General features: G+C 65.8%; 15 protein-coding genes. 4 read left to right on the top strand and 11 right to left on the bottom strand.

Annotated elements, in window-relative coordinates; genetic code table 11:
• Positions 1–111 precede the first annotated feature (111 nt).
• Positions 112–471 carry a hydroxyisourate hydrolase gene (gene uraH / locus O4H53_RS10375; RefSeq protein ID WP_269363557.1) on the top strand — a complete coding sequence of 120 codons (360 nt, stop codon included), beginning with the start codon at positions 112–114 and terminating at the stop codon, positions 469–471.
• Here uraH and O4H53_RS10370 read toward each other — a convergent pair.
• From O4H53_RS10370 to O4H53_RS10340, 7 genes are all read right to left on the bottom strand, one after another.
• Positions 451–1,380 carry a metal ABC transporter permease gene (locus O4H53_RS10370; RefSeq protein WP_269363556.1) on the bottom strand — a complete coding sequence of 310 codons (930 nt, stop codon included), beginning with the start codon at positions 1,378–1,380 and terminating at the stop codon, positions 451–453. The genes uraH and O4H53_RS10370 overlap by 21 nt on opposite strands.
• A complete protein-coding gene (locus O4H53_RS10365; protein ID WP_269363554.1) occupies positions 1,377–2,579 on the bottom strand; it encodes a metal ABC transporter permease in 1,203 nt (400 codons plus the stop codon). The genes O4H53_RS10370 and O4H53_RS10365 overlap by 4 nt, the downstream gene beginning before the upstream one ends.
• The gene (locus tag O4H53_RS10360) at positions 2,576–3,376 is read right to left on the bottom strand and encodes a metal ABC transporter ATP-binding protein (protein ID WP_269363552.1); all 801 of its coding nucleotides are present in this window, start codon (positions 3,374–3,376) and stop codon (positions 2,576–2,578) included. The genes O4H53_RS10365 and O4H53_RS10360 overlap by 4 nt, the downstream gene beginning before the upstream one ends.
• A gap of 3 nt (positions 3,377–3,379) precedes the next feature.
• Positions 3,380–4,351 carry a metal ABC transporter solute-binding protein, Zn/Mn family gene (locus O4H53_RS10355; RefSeq protein WP_443069600.1) on the bottom strand — a complete coding sequence of 324 codons (972 nt, stop codon included), beginning with the start codon at positions 4,349–4,351 and terminating at the stop codon, positions 3,380–3,382.
• A gap of 149 nt (positions 4,352–4,500) precedes the next feature.
• Complete coding sequence (locus O4H53_RS10350) at positions 4,501–5,439, bottom strand: HAMP domain-containing sensor histidine kinase (RefSeq protein ID WP_269363548.1); 939 nt, start codon at positions 5,437–5,439, stop codon at positions 4,501–4,503.
• Positions 5,424–6,119: a response regulator transcription factor gene (locus tag O4H53_RS10345; RefSeq protein ID WP_269363546.1), complete on the bottom strand. Its 696-nt coding sequence runs from the start codon at positions 6,117–6,119 to the stop codon at positions 5,424–5,426. Before O4H53_RS10345 ends, O4H53_RS10350 begins: the two co-directional genes overlap by 16 nt.
• The gene (locus O4H53_RS10340) at positions 6,116–7,597 is read right to left on the bottom strand and encodes a DUF4153 domain-containing protein (protein ID WP_269363544.1); all 1,482 of its coding nucleotides are present in this window, start codon (positions 7,595–7,597) and stop codon (positions 6,116–6,118) included. The genes O4H53_RS10345 and O4H53_RS10340 overlap by 4 nt, the downstream gene beginning before the upstream one ends.
• A gap of 166 nt (positions 7,598–7,763) precedes the next feature.
• Here O4H53_RS10340 and deoC point away from each other — a divergent pair, with 166 nt between their 5' ends.
• The 3 genes from deoC to O4H53_RS10325 are packed head-to-tail and all read left to right on the top strand — an operon-like array spanning position 7,764 to position 11,414.
• Entirely contained in the window at positions 7,764–8,777 is a 1,014-nt protein-coding gene (gene deoC / locus O4H53_RS10335) for a deoxyribose-phosphate aldolase (RefSeq protein WP_269363542.1), read from the top strand.
• A 60-nt stretch (positions 8,778–8,837) separates the two neighbouring features.
• Entirely contained in the window at positions 8,838–9,059 is a 222-nt protein-coding gene (locus O4H53_RS10330; RefSeq protein ID WP_269363540.1) for a hypothetical protein, read from the top strand.
• A 9-nt stretch (positions 9,060–9,068) separates the two neighbouring features.
• Positions 9,069–11,414: an aldehyde dehydrogenase family protein gene (locus O4H53_RS10325; protein ID WP_269363538.1), complete on the top strand. Its 2,346-nt coding sequence runs from the start codon at positions 9,069–9,071 to the stop codon at positions 11,412–11,414.
• 204 nt (positions 11,415–11,618) lie between these two features.
• On the opposite strand, the gene O4H53_RS10320 is transcribed toward O4H53_RS10325, so the two are convergent.
• The 4 genes from O4H53_RS10320 to lspA all read right to left on the bottom strand — a co-directional run bounded on the left by O4H53_RS10320 (position 11,619) and on the right by lspA (position 15,431).
• On the bottom strand, positions 11,619–12,935 hold the full coding sequence (locus tag O4H53_RS10320) for a M16 family metallopeptidase (protein WP_269363536.1): 1,317 nt from the start codon (positions 12,933–12,935) through the stop codon (positions 11,619–11,621).
• Positions 12,932–14,272 (bottom strand): M16 family metallopeptidase, encoded by a 1,341-nt coding sequence (locus tag O4H53_RS10315; protein ID WP_269363534.1) that lies wholly within the window; start codon positions 14,270–14,272, stop codon positions 12,932–12,934. Before O4H53_RS10315 ends, O4H53_RS10320 begins: the two co-directional genes overlap by 4 nt.
• Before the next feature lie 89 nt (positions 14,273–14,361).
• The gene (locus O4H53_RS10310) at positions 14,362–14,883 is read right to left on the bottom strand and encodes a DUF3035 domain-containing protein (protein WP_269363533.1); all 522 of its coding nucleotides are present in this window, start codon (positions 14,881–14,883) and stop codon (positions 14,362–14,364) included.
• A gap of 50 nt (positions 14,884–14,933) precedes the next feature.
• Positions 14,934–15,431: a signal peptidase II gene (gene lspA, locus O4H53_RS10305; RefSeq protein ID WP_269363532.1), complete on the bottom strand. Its 498-nt coding sequence runs from the start codon at positions 15,429–15,431 to the stop codon at positions 14,934–14,936.
• Between the last annotated feature and the right edge of the window lie 6 nt (positions 15,432–15,437).

The raw sequence follows: 15,437 nt of genomic DNA, 5'->3' as shown, positions 1-15,437 counted from the left end.
CCGGGATTCGCCGCAGATCCGGGCCGGTACGGGCGGCTCGGCCCCGCATTGACGCGGCGTACCGCCGCTCTATCCTGCCGTGAAATGCCCATTCCAGCCAAGGAGGCCCCGATGCCCGGCGGATATCTGACCACTCATGTTCTGGACACGGCCCTGGGTGCCCCGGCCCGCGCGATGGAGGTCACGCTCTATAGGCTGGAGGGTGAGGCGCGGATCAAACTGGCCGCGATGCAGACCAACGCGGACGGGCGCACCGATACGCCGATCCTGCCAACCGAAGGCTTCGCCCCCGGCACCTATGAACTGGTCTTTGCCGCAGGGGCCTATCTCGACCGGATCGGCACAGCCGCCGAAAGCCCGCGTTTCCTCGACGAGATCCCGATCCGTTTCGGCATCTCGGACCCGGCGGCGCATTACCACGTGCCGCTGCTGCTTTCACCTTTCGGCTATTCAACCTACCGGGGCAGCTGAGCCGCGCAGCCGGTGCGGACCGACCAGCGCGGTCACCGCCAGGATCACCCCCGACACCGTCGCGATCATCCCGGCAGCCGAGACGCTGTCCTGCATCCCGATCCACAGCGGCCCATAGCCCGCCAGCACATATCCCATCACGGCGGCAAGCGTGGCGAAACCCACCGACCAGGCCACCTGATGCTCCAGCCGGTTGGTCATCAGCCGCGCCGCTGCGGGCGGGCAGATGAACATGGCGATCACGATGATACTGCCCACCGCGTCAAAGGCCGCCACCGCCGCAATCGCCGCCATGATCACCAGCGCCAGACCCAGCGGGCTGGTCCGCAGCCCGATGGTGCGGGCAAAACCCTCGTCAAAGGTACTGATCTTGAGCGGCCGCCAGAACAGCGCGATGAAGGCCGCCACCAGCAGCAGCGTCGCCGCCATGCGCGGCAGCTCCACCGGCAGGCTGGCCAGCGCCTGCGGGTCCAGCAGAGAGGACCATCCGGTCGCATCCAGCCAGATCAGGCTTTCCAGATTGCCATAAAGCGCATGTTCCACGTCCAGGTGCACCGACGAGGTGTCCGATTGCTCCAGCAACAGCACCCCGCCCGCGAACATGGTGGTAAAGACCACGCCCATCGCGGCACCGGTCTCGATCCGGCCCAGCCGCCGCACCGCCTCGATCGCGCCGACGGCGATCACCGCCGCCCCGGCAGCGCCCAGCAACATCGGCAGGGTGCTGACCGTGCCGCCGATCAGAAAGGCGACGACGATCCCCGGCAGCACCACATGGCTGATTGCATCCCCGATCAGCGCCTGCCGCCGCAGCACCAGAAAGTTACCGGGCAGCGCACAGGCGACGGCCACGCAGATGCCGGTCAGCAGCGGCACAAGGCTGAGCGGGACAAATTCAGCGCCATTCATGCGACCACCTCCGCACTGGGAATGCGTGCATCCACCTCGGCCAGCTGGTCGGCGGTCAGCACGGTTTCAATATCGGTCAGCCCGTCATCCTGCGCGGTCGCCGCCTCGAACGCGGGATCGCTGCGGATCACCCGCCAGCGGCTCTCGTCGCGCAAGGCCCGCGCGGCGCGGCCCCGGCCCAGTTCGGTGGGCACGCCATCGGGCCGCGCCCAGCCCTGCCGGTGCAACAGCCGCAGCGTCATGTTCTCATAGATCGGTTGCCCCTGCGCCATCGCCAGCAGCCCCTGCCGCAGATGTACCCGCCGCTGATGGGTCCGGTGCCGGGCCAGCGCCGAGACCACGCCGCGCCCCGGGGCCACCAGCAGCGACAGGGCAAACAGCGCAAAGCCCACCAGCACGATGATCGGCCCGGTCGGCACAGCCGGGATCGCCGCCGACAGCGCCGCGCCGACATAGGCCGACAACCCTCCGACAGCGCCCGAGATCATCACGACATGGTCGGTCCGCTCGGTCCAGAACCGCGCGGTCACCGGTGGAATGATCAGCAGGGCCACGATCAGGATCAGCCCGACGATCTTCAGCCCCACAACCGTCACCGCCAGCACCAGCCCCATCATGGCAAGATCCGTGCGGCGCACGTCCTGCCCGATGGATACCGCATATTCGGGATCGAAAGAGGCCAGCGTCAGCGGCCGTCGCATCAGCATCACCAGCGCCAGGGTCAGGGCCGCCGAGACCGCGATCACCATCGCATCGCTGCGCAGCATCCCGGCGGTCGAGCCCAGAAGGAACCCTTCAAGGCCCGCCTGCTGACCCGCCGACATGGTCTGGATCACCGTCAGCAGCACAATGCCGAAGCCAAAGAAAACCGACAGGACGGAGCCGATCGCCGCATCCTCGGCCAGCCGGGTCCGCGTGCCCAGCCAGGATACCAGCAACAGCCCCACCGCCGCCGAGAGCGCCGCCCCGGTCAGCAGCCCGACAAGGTTCCGGCCAGTGCCGCCCAGTGTCACCATCACCATAAAGGCCAGCGCGACCCCCGGCAGCGTGGCATGGCTGATCGCATCGCTGACCAGCGCGCGCTTGCGCAGAAACAGGAACGTCCCGCCAACCCCTGCGGCCATCCCCAGCAGGGTTGCGCCAAGGGTCACCAGGGTCGCATTATAGCCAAGTTGCAGCAGCAGCGCGTCGCGGATCATGACAGCGCCAGCGCTTCCATCTGCGCACCCGCCAGCCGGCCGCCATAGGCGTCCTGCAGGTTCGCGGTGACAAAGGTGGTCTTCACCGGCCCTTCCGCAATGCGGCGGGTGTTGATCAGAAAGACATTGTCGAAATAGTCGGTGACGGTCGACAGGTCATGATGCACCGCCACAACCGTCTTGCCCGCATCCCGCAGGGATTTCAGCACGCTGATAATCGCCTTTTCGGTGGCCGCATCGACCCCGGCAAAGGGTTCATCCAGCAGGTAAAGGTCCGCATCCTGCGCCAATGCACGGGCCAGAAAGACCCGCTGCTGCTGTCCGCCGGACAATTGCCCGATCTGGCGGCTGGCGAAATCCTCCATGCCGACACGGGTCAGGCAATCCTCTGCCCGCGCGCGATGCGCGGGCCGGACCCGGCCCAGCAGACCCAGCTGCGGATACAGCCCCATCAGCACCACGTCGATCACGCGGGTGGGAAAATCCCAGTCCACGCTGGCCCGCTGCGGCACATAGGCGATCCGGTGCCGCTGCGCGCCCACGGGCTTGCCGAACACCGTCGTGGTGCCCGCCAGCGGCTTGTGAATGCCCAGCGCCGCCTTGAGCAGGGTGGATTTCCCCGCACCGTTGGGGCCGATGATGGCGGTCATCTTGCCCGGCTCCACCGTCATGTCGACGGAAAAGACCGCAGGTTTCTGACCATAGGACACGGTCATGCCCCGCACCGCCAGCGGACTGTCCTCGCGGCTGGTCTGTCCGGTCTCCGGGTGACGTTCAGTGGCGAGTTTGATGCTCATGGCTCAGCTGCCGCTGCTCAGCCTGCCGGTCATGCCGCCAGGTGACACATCCGCCCCCAGGGCACGGGCGATGGTGGTCACGTTATGGTCGATCATGCCGATATAGGTCCCCTCATAGGTGCCCTCCTGCCCCATCGCGTCGGAATAAAGCGATCCGCCGATGACAACCTCGTGGCCCCGTGCCGCCGCCCCTTCGATCAGCGCGCGCATGTTGCGGTCCGAAACCGAGGTCTCGACAAAGACAGCGCCGATCTTGCGGTCAACCAGCACATCGACAAGCTCGGAGATGCGGTTCAGCCCGGCTTCCGAATTGGTGGAAATGCCCTGAATGCCGATCACCTCGAACCCATAGGCCCGTCCGAAATAGCTGAAGGCGTCATGCGCCGTGACCAGCACCCGGGTCTCTTCCGGCACCATGGCCACGGCCTCACCGGCATAGGCCGACAGCGCCGCAAGCTCTTCGCGGTAGGCGGCGGCATTTGCGGCGAATTCTTCCGCCATGTCGGGGCGTGCTTCGGTCAGGGCGCGGGCGATTTCGGACACCACGTCGGTCCAGATATCGGGTGCCATCCAGACGTGCGGGTCATAGCGCCCCGCGTAATCCGCATGTTCCAGCAACCTGCTCTTGTCCAGGGCCTCGGCCACTGCAACGACACGGCGCTGGCCGCCCAGTTCCTCAAAGAACCGCTCCATCTGCGCCTCAAGGAACAGACCGTGCCACAGGGTCAGATCGGCGCGTGTCATCGCGACAATGTCACTGCGGGTCTGGCGGTATCCATGCGGGTCGACGCCGGGCCCCATCAGGGCCCGGACGGTGACGGCATCGCCGCCGACACGGCGAACGCCATCGGCGATCATGCCGGTCGTGGCAACAACGTCCAGCACGTCCGCTGCGCGCAGGGCAGGTGCTGTGGCGAGAAGGGCGAGCCCCCCCAACAGGGTGGCGCGGCGGGTCGGGGTGAATCTGGTCATCATGTTTTTCATGATTTCTATATGAGATTGATTCGCAACTAAGTCAATACAGTTGCAAGTAATTCGCAATCTCAACTTTTCGCTTCTATGCCGAATGCCCGCGAAAGTGACTCGAACCCAAGGGTGCGCTGACCCTCGGCGCAAGCCCCCCCTCAAAAGGATATCTCGAAGACCGCACCTTTCTGCGTTGGCACATGGGCGATGGTGCCGCCATGCGCCCCGATCAGCGCCCGCACGATGGCAAGGCCCATGCCGGTCCCACCCTGTGCGCGGGTGGTAGTGAAAAACGGATCGAACATCCGGTCCCGGTCGCCCGGCGCCACGCCAGAGCCATTGTCCGCGACCGACAGTTTGCCGCCATCCCAGTCAAGGCTGACCTGATCCGCCCCATGGCTGACCGCGTTCTGTATCAACTGCTCCAGCACCGCGGCCAGATCGTCCTGCGGCATCGGCACCATGCCGTCCCGGCGCAGCTCTGCCACAGCGCCCCGCACCTGCCCTGCCGCCACCGACAGCAGCACCTCGCCGCCCTCCCGCGCAAGGCCCGCCGCCGCATGGCGGCGCAGGTCGCGCAGCAGGCGGTCCATGCGTGCGGCGGACTCCGCAATCGTGGCAACCAGCGCCCTGCGCTCTTCCCCGGTGGCGTCCTCCAGCAGTTCGGCGGCACCGGCGATGGCGGTCAGCGGCGATTTCATTTCATGGGTGACATGATCCGCATAGGCCCGCATCGTGGCCGCGCGGCTGTGCAATGTGGCGCCCATGTCGATCACGCTCTGCCCCAGTTCCGAAAACTCCGGGGTGCCGAAATGCGCAGGCGGCTTTCCGGCGCGGCCCGCCTTCATGTCGCGGGCATGTGCTGTCAGCGCTGTCACCGGGCGCAACACCAGACGCCACAGCAGGAACCCCAGTATCCCCGCCGAAGCCAGCGCCACCCATAAGATCAGCCAGGCGGTTTCCGCCCAGCCCAGCACGTTCCCCGCAACCCGGAAATAGGTCAGCCCAAGGACCGGCACCGCGACGATCCCCGCCATTGCCCCGATCACGATCAGCGCCAGGGGCGGCCGCCATTTGCGCCTTACCTGCCTTGGCATGGCCCCATCCTGATCCCGACGCCATGCACCGTCTCGATGGCATCCGCACAACCCGCCTCTGCCAGTTTGGCGCGCAGGTTGCGCAGGTGGCTGTCCAGCGTGCGGTCCGACACATGGACATGGGCGCCATAGACCGCATCGGTCAGCGCCGGGCGCGGCAGCACCTGATCGGGGCGGGCCATCAGGTGGCCCAGAATGCCCATCTCCCGCGCGGTCAGGGCGACAACCTGCCCTGCGACGGCACAGGTGTGACGGCCGGTATCCAGTGTCAGCACGCCGCGCGACTGGCCTGGCGGCGTCTGCGCCGGCCTGCCGCCGCTGCGTTTGAGAATGGCGGCGATCCGCGCGGTCAGTTCGCGCGGCGAAAACGGCTTGCTGACGTAATCGTCACCGCCCAGCTCGAACCCCAGCACCCTGTCGATCTCGTCATCCCGCGCGGTCAGGAACAGCACCGGGGTCTGGTCGGTCCGGCGCAATATCCGGCACAGGGCCAGCCCGTCCATCAGCGGCAATCCGATGTCGAGCACGATCAGGTCATAACGCCCGGACCTTGCCTTGGTCAGCCCCTCGTCCCCGTCGCCCGCAGCGTCGCTGGTCATCCCCGCCTTGTCCAGGGCCATGCGCAGCACTGTGCGGATCTGGGGGTCGTCGTCGACGATCAGGATATGGGGTGCAGTCATCGCAGGGCCTTTGCTTGGATGGTGGCAAGGCTATTGCGGGCGCGCGCGTTGCGAAAGCCCCATTCGCGCCAGTCGCGCGGGCTGGTGATGCGATGCGTGCCGGGGCAGATGCTGCGCCGCTGTGCCAGCTCGAAACCGGCAATCACCGGACGCGCAGCCTCGCCCAGCGCGCAAAGATAGGCGCGGTCCTGGCGCACCGGATGGCTCAGGTTATAGCGCGCGACCATGGCGTCAAAGCTGACAAAGGCACAAAGATACAGGACCGCCGCCGCCATGCCGCCGCCGCGCAGCACCAGCCAGCCATTGTTCCGCCCGGCGCAGACCTGCCAGAAGATCAGCGCCAGCCCGGCCGCGGTCAGCCCCATCCAGATGCCCGCCGCCAGCCGCAGGTGGGTCAGCCCGTAGACACCGACATAAAGGTCCAGCCGCACCAGCGACGACACCACAAGCGCCACGTTCTGCGCCACCCAGAGCAGCAGAAGCACGCGCAGGACCCGGTCACCCAGAACCCAGCGCCGGGTCATCAGGGCAAAGCCCCCGGCCAGCAGCCCGGTGACCACCAGCGGATAGGCCCCCCGGTGGGCATATTGGGCATAGGTTATCCCATCCGGCAGGCCGACACCGCCGTAGAGATAGACCACATCCAGCAGCGTCTGCACCGCAAAGACCGCGTTGAAAAGGATCAGCGCGCGCGCCGTCGAGCCGGGGTTGATCAGCCCCTCACGCCGCGGGCCCATGCGGGCGGGTGCCGGTGCCGCGCCCAGCCGCTCGCGCATCGCGGGCAGGCGCAGCACGGTCCAGACCAGCGGCAGCAGGCACAGCCAGAAGCCGACCCGGTCGGCATCCGGAAGCGCAGGCTCATGCCGGGTCAGATCGGCCAGCCAGCGGTCGGCAACCGGGTTTGCCATCAGCAGCAGAAGGACAAAGACGCCGCCCAGGAAGGCCGGCACGAACCAGCGTTTCAGAACCCCCTGTATCCAGCCGGGCACCTGGCTGGCGTCAGGACGGCCAAGGGCATCGGCCCCGTCCTGCACCGTCTGCCGCATCCCCAGGGGCCAGAGCCGCAGCGCGGCGCGGGCGACCTGCCCCGGTCGCAGCCCGGCGATCACCGCGAAAAGCACCGATCCGCCAGCGACCGCAATGGCAAAGGAAAGCGGCTGCACCAGTTCGACCAGCGGCAGGAAGGCCAGCAGGCTGCCCGCCCCCACCACCATGCAGCGCCGCGCCGTCATCCGGCCCGCTGCGGCCGCCGCGGCGATGACCATCGCCACGGCGAAAACCGCCAGCGACAGCCCCGGCGTGACCTGCCAGACCAGCAGATCACCAAGCGCCAGCAGCATCACCAGCAAACCGGCGCGCCAGGGCGTTCCCGGTGCCCTGCGGGCCTTTCCCTGCGGCGGTTCCGCAGGTGGCGCGTTCAGCCACCATCCGTCCTGCTGCATTGCCATCGGCACCCCCCGGATCAGGAAAGTCTTCATGTCTCTTGCCCTCGTTCTGTTGTTCCGGGCCTTGATGCCTGCGTGATGTGCAGATCAAAGGGTCGGTTCGTGCAGTTTTCCCGCAGAAGACGTGGCGGCAGCACCGCTTGCCAAAGGGGGCGCAGGCGTGGCACCTTCGCACTCTGACACGAACCGGAGAGCCCCGATGGCACAGCCACTCGCCCCGTCCCAGACACCCCTCGTGAGCACCGGCCAGACGCATCTGCCGCAGGTGACCCTGCAGCGCAATCCGGGGATGCCGCTGGACCTGAACTGGGTGCTGGCCGCGCGTGCCAATACCTCTGCGATCGAACGCCGCGCCGCCAGCCTGCCCGCGCGCCGGTCGGTCAAGAAGGCGCATCAGGCGGCCTGGCTGCTGCGCGCCATCACCTGTATCGACCTGACCACCCTGTCGGGCGACGACACCGCACGCCGGGTCGAGCGGCTGTGCGCCAAGGCGCGCCAGCCCGTCGCCCCCGCCCTGCTGAAGGCGCTGGGCATGGGCCCGATCACCACCGGGGCCGTCTGCGTCTATCACGAGATGATCACCCCCGCCGTCGCGGCGCTGGCGGGCACGGGCATTCCGGTTGCCGCCGTCTCCACCGGTTTTCCCGCCGGGCTGTCGCCCTTCGAGCTGCGCCTGAAAGAGATCGAGATGAGCGTCGCTGCCGGGGCCAGCGAGATCGACATCGTGATCTCGCGCCGCCATGTGCTGTCCGGCAACTGGCAGGCGCTTTATGACGAGATGCGCGCGATGCGGGAGGCCTGCGGCGACGCGCATGTGAAGGCGATCCTGGCCACTGGCGAGCTGGGCACCCTGCGCAACGTGGCGCGGGCCAGCCTTGTCTGCATGATGGCGGGGGCCGATTTCATCAAGACCTCCACCGGGAAGGAAAGCGTGAATGCCACCCTGCCGGTCAGCCTGGTGATGATACGCGCGATCCGCGATTACCACGAGCGCACCGGCGTTCGCATCGGCTACAAACCGGCGGGCGGGATCTCCAAGGCCAAGGATGCGATCACCTACCTCGCGCTGATGAAGGAGGAACTGGGCGACCGCTGGCTTCAGCCCGATCTGTTCCGTTTTGGCGCTTCATCGCTGCTGAACGACATCGAGCGGCAGCTGGAACATCACGTCACCGGCAATTATTCGGCGGGCTACCGCCACGCGACAAGCTAGGCGTCCCCTCGGGGAAATTCCTGAAATCATCTAAGAAATATTAACGGGAAAGGGCGGCGGATGACGAAAGAGAGCCTGCAAGGATTGATCCTGACGGTGTTTTTCATCGCATACCTTGCCCGCTGCTGCGCGCTTGTCGGGAAGGTCGCTGAGCCGGGCCGGTGGGGATTTTCCGTCATCGGAATGTCACCGGCACAGCGCGTGGTGGCACGAAAGCTCTATACCGAGTTCGCAACCATCTTCTGCCTTTTCCTGACCGCGCAATACTTCGAACTTCTCTGAGGTGACGACATGACCATTCCCGAAATCTTCGAAAGCATGGACTACGGCCCCGCCCCGGAATCCGCAGCCGACGCGCTGGCCTGGCTGGTGGATCAGGGCAGCCGCTTTGGCCATTTCATCGACGGGGCCTTTACCGACCCCGGCAAGGGGTTCGACAGCACCAACCCCGCGACGGGCGAGGTTCTGGCGACCCTGACACAGGGCACGCAGGCAGATGTGGACGCCGCCGTGAAGGCGGCGCGCCGGGCGCAGCCGAAGTGGGAGAAGCTGGGCGGGCATGGCCGGGCGCGGTATCTTTATGCGCTGGCGCGATTGCTCCAGAAACACAGCCGTCTCTTTGCGGTCCTCGAAGTGCTCGACAACGGCAAGCCGATCCGCGAGGCGCGGGACATCGACGTGCCGCTGGCGCAGCGGCATTTCTATTACCATGCGGGCATGGCGCAGCTGATGGAGAGCGAGCTGCCCGAGGCGCAGGCGCTGGGGGTCTGCGGCCAGATCATTCCCTGGAACTTCCCCCTGCTGATGCTGGCCTGGAAGGTCGCGCCCGCTCTGGCGATGGGCAATACCGTGGTGCTGAAGCCTGCGGAATACACCTCGCTGACCGCGCTGCTGTTCGCGGATATCTGCCGTCAGGCGGGCCTGCCCAGGGGTGTAGTGAACATTGTCACCGGCGATGGGGCCGTGGGCGAGATGATCGTGGCACATGACGATATCGACAAGATTGCCTTTACCGGTTCCACATCTGTCGGGCGGTGCATCCGCGAGGCGACGGCGGGCAGCGGCAAGGCCCTGACGCTGGAGCTGGGCGGCAAGTCGCCCTACATCGTCTTTGACGATGCCGACCTCGACAGCGCGGTCGAGGGGCTGGTGGATGCAATCTGGTTCAATCAGGGGCAGGTCTGCTGCGCGGGCTCGCGCCTGCTGGTGCATGAACCGGTGGCCGATGCCTTCTATGCCAAGCTGCGCGCGCGGATGGCCAGGCTGCGCGTGGGCGACCCGCTGGACAAGAGCATCGACGTGGGCACGCTGGTTGATCCCGTGCAGCTGAAATCGGTAAGCGAGATGGTGGCGGCGAATACCGCCGGGGAACGATTTGTCGCCGATACCCCGCTGCCGGAGAATGGCTGCTATTACCCGCCGACGCTGATCACCGGGCTGAACCCGGCGGATACGCTGATGCAGGAGGAAATCTTTGGCCCGGTGCTGGTCTCGACCACCTTCCGCACGCCTGCGGAGGCGGTGAGCCTGGCCAACAACACCCGCTACGGGCTGGCGGCGACCCTGTGGTCGGAGAACATCAACCTGGCGCTGGATGTGGCACCGCAACTGGCGGCCGGGATTGTCTGGATCAACGGCACCAACCTGATGGATGCCGCAGCCGGTTTCGGCGGGGTGCGCGAAAGCGGCTTTGGCCGCGAGGGCGGCTGGGAAGGGCTGGCAGCCTATACGCGGCCCAAAACACCGCCCAAACCGCTGAAGGAGATCGAGCCCCACACCGGCGAAGGGGGGCCGCAGGACCTGATCGACCGGACCGCGAAGCTCTATATCGGGGGCAAGCAGGCGCGGCCCGACGGTGGCTACTCCACCCCGGTCTGGGGCCGGAACGGCGCGCTGCTGGGGCATGCGGGCGTCGCCAACCGCAAGGATTTGCGCAATGCGGTGGAGGCGGCGCAGGCCGCCAGGGGCTGGGGAAAGACCAGCGGCCATCTGCGGGCGCAGATCATCTATTACATGGCCGAGAATCTGGCGGCACGGACAGATGAATTCGCGGCCCGTCTGGATGCGATGCAGGGGGGCAAGACCGGCGCGAAAGAGGTGGAGGCCTGCATCCGGCGGCTGTTCACCTATGCCGCCTGGGCCGACAAATACGACGGCCAGGCGCATGGCGTGCCGATCCGGGGCGTGGCGCTGGCGATGAAGGAACCTGTGGGGGTGATCGCGGCGCTTTGCCCGGCAGAGGCACCGTTGCTGGGCCTGATCTCTGTCATGGCCCCGGCCATGGCGATGGGCAACCGGGTGATCCTTGCCGCGTCAGAACCCTATCCGCTGGCGGCCACGGATTTCGTTCAGGTGCTGGAGACATCGGATGTGCCTGCGGGCGTGGTGAACATCCTGACCGGGCCGCATGCGGATGTCGCCGACACGATGGCGCGGCATATGGATGTGGATGCGGTCTGGTCCTTCGGGGCGGCAGCATTCAGCAAGGTGGTGGAGAAAGGGGCCGCCTCGAACATCAAGCGGACCTGGGTGAACAACGGTTTCGCCCGCGACTGGATGGGACGCGACGGCGAAGGCAAACCCTTCCTTCAGGCCGCGACAGAGGTCAAGAACATCTGGATCCCCTACGGCGAGTGAGGCCCGGTGCCGGAGTTTTCAAAAACTCCGGGTCAAACTTTTCAAAAAGTTTGGCTGCGCAAGGGCGGACAGCGCAGTGAAGGTGATGAGGCAGGGTTGGCCGGGGAATCCCTAACCGGACAGGGCGCCGCGCGGGGCGATGCTATACGGAGTTTTCAAAAACTCCGTATCAAACTTTTCAAAAAGTTTGGCGGCGCCGTCCGCTCAGTTGCTGGTGGTGGATTGCAGCCCTTCGGGCTGGCCGACCACCACGAACTGCAGGCCTTCCGGGTTCAGCAATTCGCCCGCCACGCGTTTCACATCGGCCAGTGTCACTGCTTCGACCTTGTCGTTGCGGGTGGCGATATAGTCGATGGGCAGGCCCAGCAGCTGCATCCCCACCAGGATGTTCGCAATCGGCGCATTGCCGTCAAACCGCAGCGGATAGGCCCCGGTGATATAGGTCTTGGCGGCGTCCAGCTCTTCCTGGGTGATGCCGTTCTCGGCCGCCTTGGCCCATTCGGCGCGGATCACCTCGATGGCCTCGGCGATGCGGTCGTTCGAGGAACTGACCGACCCCATGTAGACCTCCGCCAGGTCGCGCGCCACCAGATAGGAATAGACCCCATAGGTCAGGCCGCGCTTTTCGCGCACCTCGTTCATCAGGCGGCTTTCAAAAGACCCGCCGCCCAGCACGTGGTTGAGCAGGAGTGCTGCAAAAAAATCCGGGTCGTCCTGCGCGATGCCCTTCTGACCGAAGACGGCAACGGATTGCGGGGTTGGAAAATCCACCACGGTCACGCCGCCGGGAATCGTCACATCTGCCCGTGGCGGCATCGGCGCCCCGGTCTCGGGCAGATCGCCCAGCAGCTCATCAATCAGCGCGCCCAGTTCTTCGGGCGTGATGTCGCCGACCGCGCCGATGTACACCCGGTCCCGCGCCATGACGTCCTTGCGCGCCGCAACCAGGTCGTCGCGGGTCAGGGCCGCGACGCTGTCCAGCGTCCCGTTGAGTGAACTGGCATAAGGATGATCACCATAGGCGATCCTATCAAAGGTCTCTGACGCGATGTCATCGGGGTCCTTTGCGTCCGACTGGATGATCGACAGCACCTGCCCCCGGACCCGTTCGATCGAGGCCTCGTCGAACAGCGGCTCGGTGAGCGCGGCGCGCAGCAGCGCGACGGAGGGTGCGCGGTTCTCGGTCAGGAAACGGGCCGACACCGAGACATCATCGCGCGAGGCGTCAAACCCAAAGGAGGTGGCCAGCGCTTCGGAAGCCTTGGAGAATGCGCGCGAATCCATGTCGCCCGCCCCTTCTTCCAGCAGCGCGGTCATCAGGTTGACGGACCCGCGCTTGCCGGGCCGGTCCAGTGAGGCACCGCCGCGAAAGCGCAGTTCAAGCGCCACGAAGGGGATCGAATGATCCTCGACCAGCCAGGCGGTCAGGCCGCCGGGGCTTTCGACCGATTGGATGTTCACCTCTGCCCTGGCGGGCAGCGCCATCAGGACCGCGAGGATCAGGCCATAAATCAGTTTCATTGCGTGACCTCCGGTTTCATCAGCCAGCCGGTGACCGATTGTCTTTTGTCGAAAACACCGCGCGCGGCGGCCATGATGTCATCGGCGGTGACCGCCTCCAGCACATCGGGCCAGTTCTGCACGTCTTCCACGCTCAGCCCGATGGCAAGCGCCTGACCATAGCGGTTGGCGACGGAATCGGCGTCGTCGCGCGCATAGATCTGATTGGCGCGGATCTGCAGCTTGATCCGGTCAAGCTGCTCGGCGTCCACGCCGGTCTCCATGAAATCGGCAAGGGCCTTGTCCATCGCGTCTTCGGCCTCCTGCAGGCTGACACCGGCCGCAGGCACGACCACGAGGTCAAAGGTCGTGTCATCCAGCGAGGCCCCCCGGTAGAAGGCACCGGAATAGGTCACGATCTGCTGGTCGAATTGCAGTTTCTCGGCCAGGAAGGAGGTCGTCCCGCCGCCCAGGATCTCGGCCAGCAGGGTCAGGGCCGCGGCCTCTTCCTGTGCGCCCGGGTCGCGTTCGGGCGCAAGGTAGGAGCGGCTGACATAGGGCTGTGCCACCCGTGCATCGCGGAAGATCAGCCGCCGTTCGGCGGTCTGCGGCGGCTCCTGGGTGCGGAGGCGTTCGGGCAGGTCCGGATTGGCGGGGATCACGCCGTAGTATTTCTCGGCCAGGGCCCGCACCGCGTCGGGCTGCACATCGCCCGAGACCACGAGGATCGCGTTGTTGGGCGAATAATAGGTCTTGTAGAAGGCCAGCGCATCATCGAGGTCCAGCGCCTCCATCTCGTGCATCCAGCCGATCACGGGGCTGCCGTAGCGGTGGTTGAGGTATTGCGCCGCGTTCATCTGTTCGCTCATCAGCGCGCCGGGATTGCTTTCGGTGCGCTGGTTGCGTTCCTCGATGATCACGTCCCGTTCGGTCGCGATGTTTTCCGGCGTCAGGCGGATGTTGCGCATCCGGTCGCTTTCCATCTCCATCATCAGTTCCAGACGGTCCGCCGCGACACGCTGGTGGTAGGCGGTGTAATCGTAGCTGGTAAAGGCGTTGTCACGCCCGCCGTTCGCCGCGACAGTGGCCGAGAATTCGCCCGATTCAAGTTTGTCGGTCGCCTTGAACAACAGGTGTTCCAGGAAATGCGCCACGCCGGACGACCCTTTGGGTTCATCCGCCGATCCGGCTCGATACCAGACCATCTGCTGCACAACCGGTGCGCGGTGGTCTTCGACCACCACCACATCCATCCCGTTATCGAGTGTAAAGGTGGTTACCGCCTCGTTGTCCCTGGCCTGCGCCAGACCCGGCAGGAGAAGCGCCGCAACAGCGCCAAGAAGTTGCAATCGTTTCATGATCGCTCCTTTGAAAACAACATGGGAGAGATACGCGGGCGGCCACCGTATTCAAGGCAACTCACGGATAAATGAGTTCTGGTCTGTGCTTAGCTGGGGTTGAACCGCCGTTCTTCCGGTGGAGCGGAAGGCGTGCGCGCACCGGCGCGGCGCCAGCGGGCCGCCTCGGCAGCGGCGTCCAGCGCCTGCCGTTTGTAGGCTTGCTGGTAACGGTCCACCGGCACGATCCTGATCTGGGTGAACCGTGCCTTGCGCTTGCGGAACTGGGCATCTGTTTCAGCCAGGATGCCCCGGATACCCGGTGTCACGCCCAGGCGGCTGGCGTGGTTGACCAGGGCGCCATCGCGCCCGTCCACGCCCCCCTGCAGCGCCTGGGGGTTGCCGCCGAACGCGGCCACGCCTTCATTTCTGGCGGAACGGTCCGTCAGGTTCGCCTGCCCCGGCGTCGGCGGCGGCAGGTCCCTGTAGTTGGCCGGTTCCTGCAACGGCGCAGAGGGTGACAGCATGAATTCGTCCGGGCCCTTGGATTCTGTCCGAAGGTCACGCAATCCCTTGTTGGCACAGGCCGAGAGTGCCAGCGGGATCAGGATCATCAGAGCGATACGGCGCATGGGCGTCTCCTTTGGGTCTGCCCTTCAATATCGCAGGCAGGCAGGCAATGTCACTTAGGTTTTTTGCACGGGCGGCGCGGGGCGGTCTTGCCGTCACCGCTGAACAGGATCAGGCCCAGGGCACCGGCAAAGATGAAAATATCCGCGACGTTGAAAACAAAGGGGTTTTTGATCGTGCAGCAGGACATGTTGAGGAAATCCAGCACATAGCCATAGATCAGCCGGTCCAGCACGTTCGCCATGGCGCCACCGACCAGCAAACCACCGCTGATCTGCGCAAGCCGGGGCTGGGCGGAGCGCATCAGCCAGATTGTCACTGCCGTGCAGATCAGCAGCGCCAGGGCAATCAGGATCCAGCGGCTGGCCTCTGACCCGCCGCCGAACAGCCCGAAATTGATGCCCCGGTTTTCGCCATAACGGAAATTCAGCAGCGGCGGCAGCACGTCGATGGACCGGATGCGCGCCAGTTCCATGGTGTGAATGACCAGGTATTTGCTGATCTGGTCGATCAGAAAGGCCACCACAGTGAATAGGATGAAACTGCGCATCGGTGC

Source organism: Sulfitobacter sp. G21635-S1, from assembly GCF_027213915.1.
In the GTDB taxonomy this organism is placed as follows: domain Bacteria; phylum Pseudomonadota; class Alphaproteobacteria; order Rhodobacterales; family Rhodobacteraceae; genus Sulfitobacter.
The sequence above is the reverse complement of the archived record's forward strand: the minus strand, read 5'-3'. Positions and strand labels throughout refer to the sequence as shown.

What these genes read in the sequence shown, in the direction of transcription:
- uraH (WP_269363557.1), top strand. Translation starts at nt 112, where the DNA reads ATGCCCGGCGGATATCTGACCACTCATGTTCTGGACACGGCCCTGGGT.
- O4H53_RS10370 (WP_269363556.1), bottom strand. Translation starts at nt 1,380, where the DNA reads ATGAATGGCGCTGAATTTGTCCCGCTCAGCCTTGTGCCGCTGCTGACC.
- O4H53_RS10365 (WP_269363554.1), bottom strand. Translation starts at nt 2,579, where the DNA reads ATGATCCGCGACGCGCTGCTGCTGCAACTTGGCTATAATGCGACCCTG.
- O4H53_RS10360 (WP_269363552.1), bottom strand. Translation starts at nt 3,376, where the DNA reads ATGAGCATCAAACTCGCCACTGAACGTCACCCGGAGACCGGACAGACC.
- O4H53_RS10355 (WP_443069600.1), bottom strand. Translation starts at nt 4,351, where the DNA reads ATGATGACCAGATTCACCCCGACCCGCCGCGCCACCCTGTTGGGGGGG.
- O4H53_RS10350 (WP_269363548.1), bottom strand. Translation starts at nt 5,439, where the DNA reads ATGCCAAGGCAGGTAAGGCGCAAATGGCGGCCGCCCCTGGCGCTGATC.
- O4H53_RS10345 (WP_269363546.1), bottom strand. Translation starts at nt 6,119, where the DNA reads ATGACTGCACCCCATATCCTGATCGTCGACGACGACCCCCAGATCCGC.
- O4H53_RS10340 (WP_269363544.1), bottom strand. Translation starts at nt 7,597, where the DNA reads ATGAAGACTTTCCTGATCCGGGGGGTGCCGATGGCAATGCAGCAGGAC.
- deoC (WP_269363542.1), top strand. Translation starts at nt 7,764, where the DNA reads ATGGCACAGCCACTCGCCCCGTCCCAGACACCCCTCGTGAGCACCGGC.
- O4H53_RS10330 (WP_269363540.1), top strand. Translation starts at nt 8,838, where the DNA reads ATGACGAAAGAGAGCCTGCAAGGATTGATCCTGACGGTGTTTTTCATC.
- O4H53_RS10325 (WP_269363538.1), top strand. Translation starts at nt 9,069, where the DNA reads ATGACCATTCCCGAAATCTTCGAAAGCATGGACTACGGCCCCGCCCCG.
- O4H53_RS10320 (WP_269363536.1), bottom strand. Translation starts at nt 12,935, where the DNA reads ATGAAACTGATTTATGGCCTGATCCTCGCGGTCCTGATGGCGCTGCCC.
- O4H53_RS10315 (WP_269363534.1), bottom strand. Translation starts at nt 14,272, where the DNA reads ATGAAACGATTGCAACTTCTTGGCGCTGTTGCGGCGCTTCTCCTGCCG.
- O4H53_RS10310 (WP_269363533.1), bottom strand. Translation starts at nt 14,883, where the DNA reads ATGCGCCGTATCGCTCTGATGATCCTGATCCCGCTGGCACTCTCGGCC.
- lspA (WP_269363532.1), bottom strand. Translation starts at nt 15,431, where the DNA reads ATGCGCAGTTTCATCCTATTCACTGTGGTGGCCTTTCTGATCGACCAG.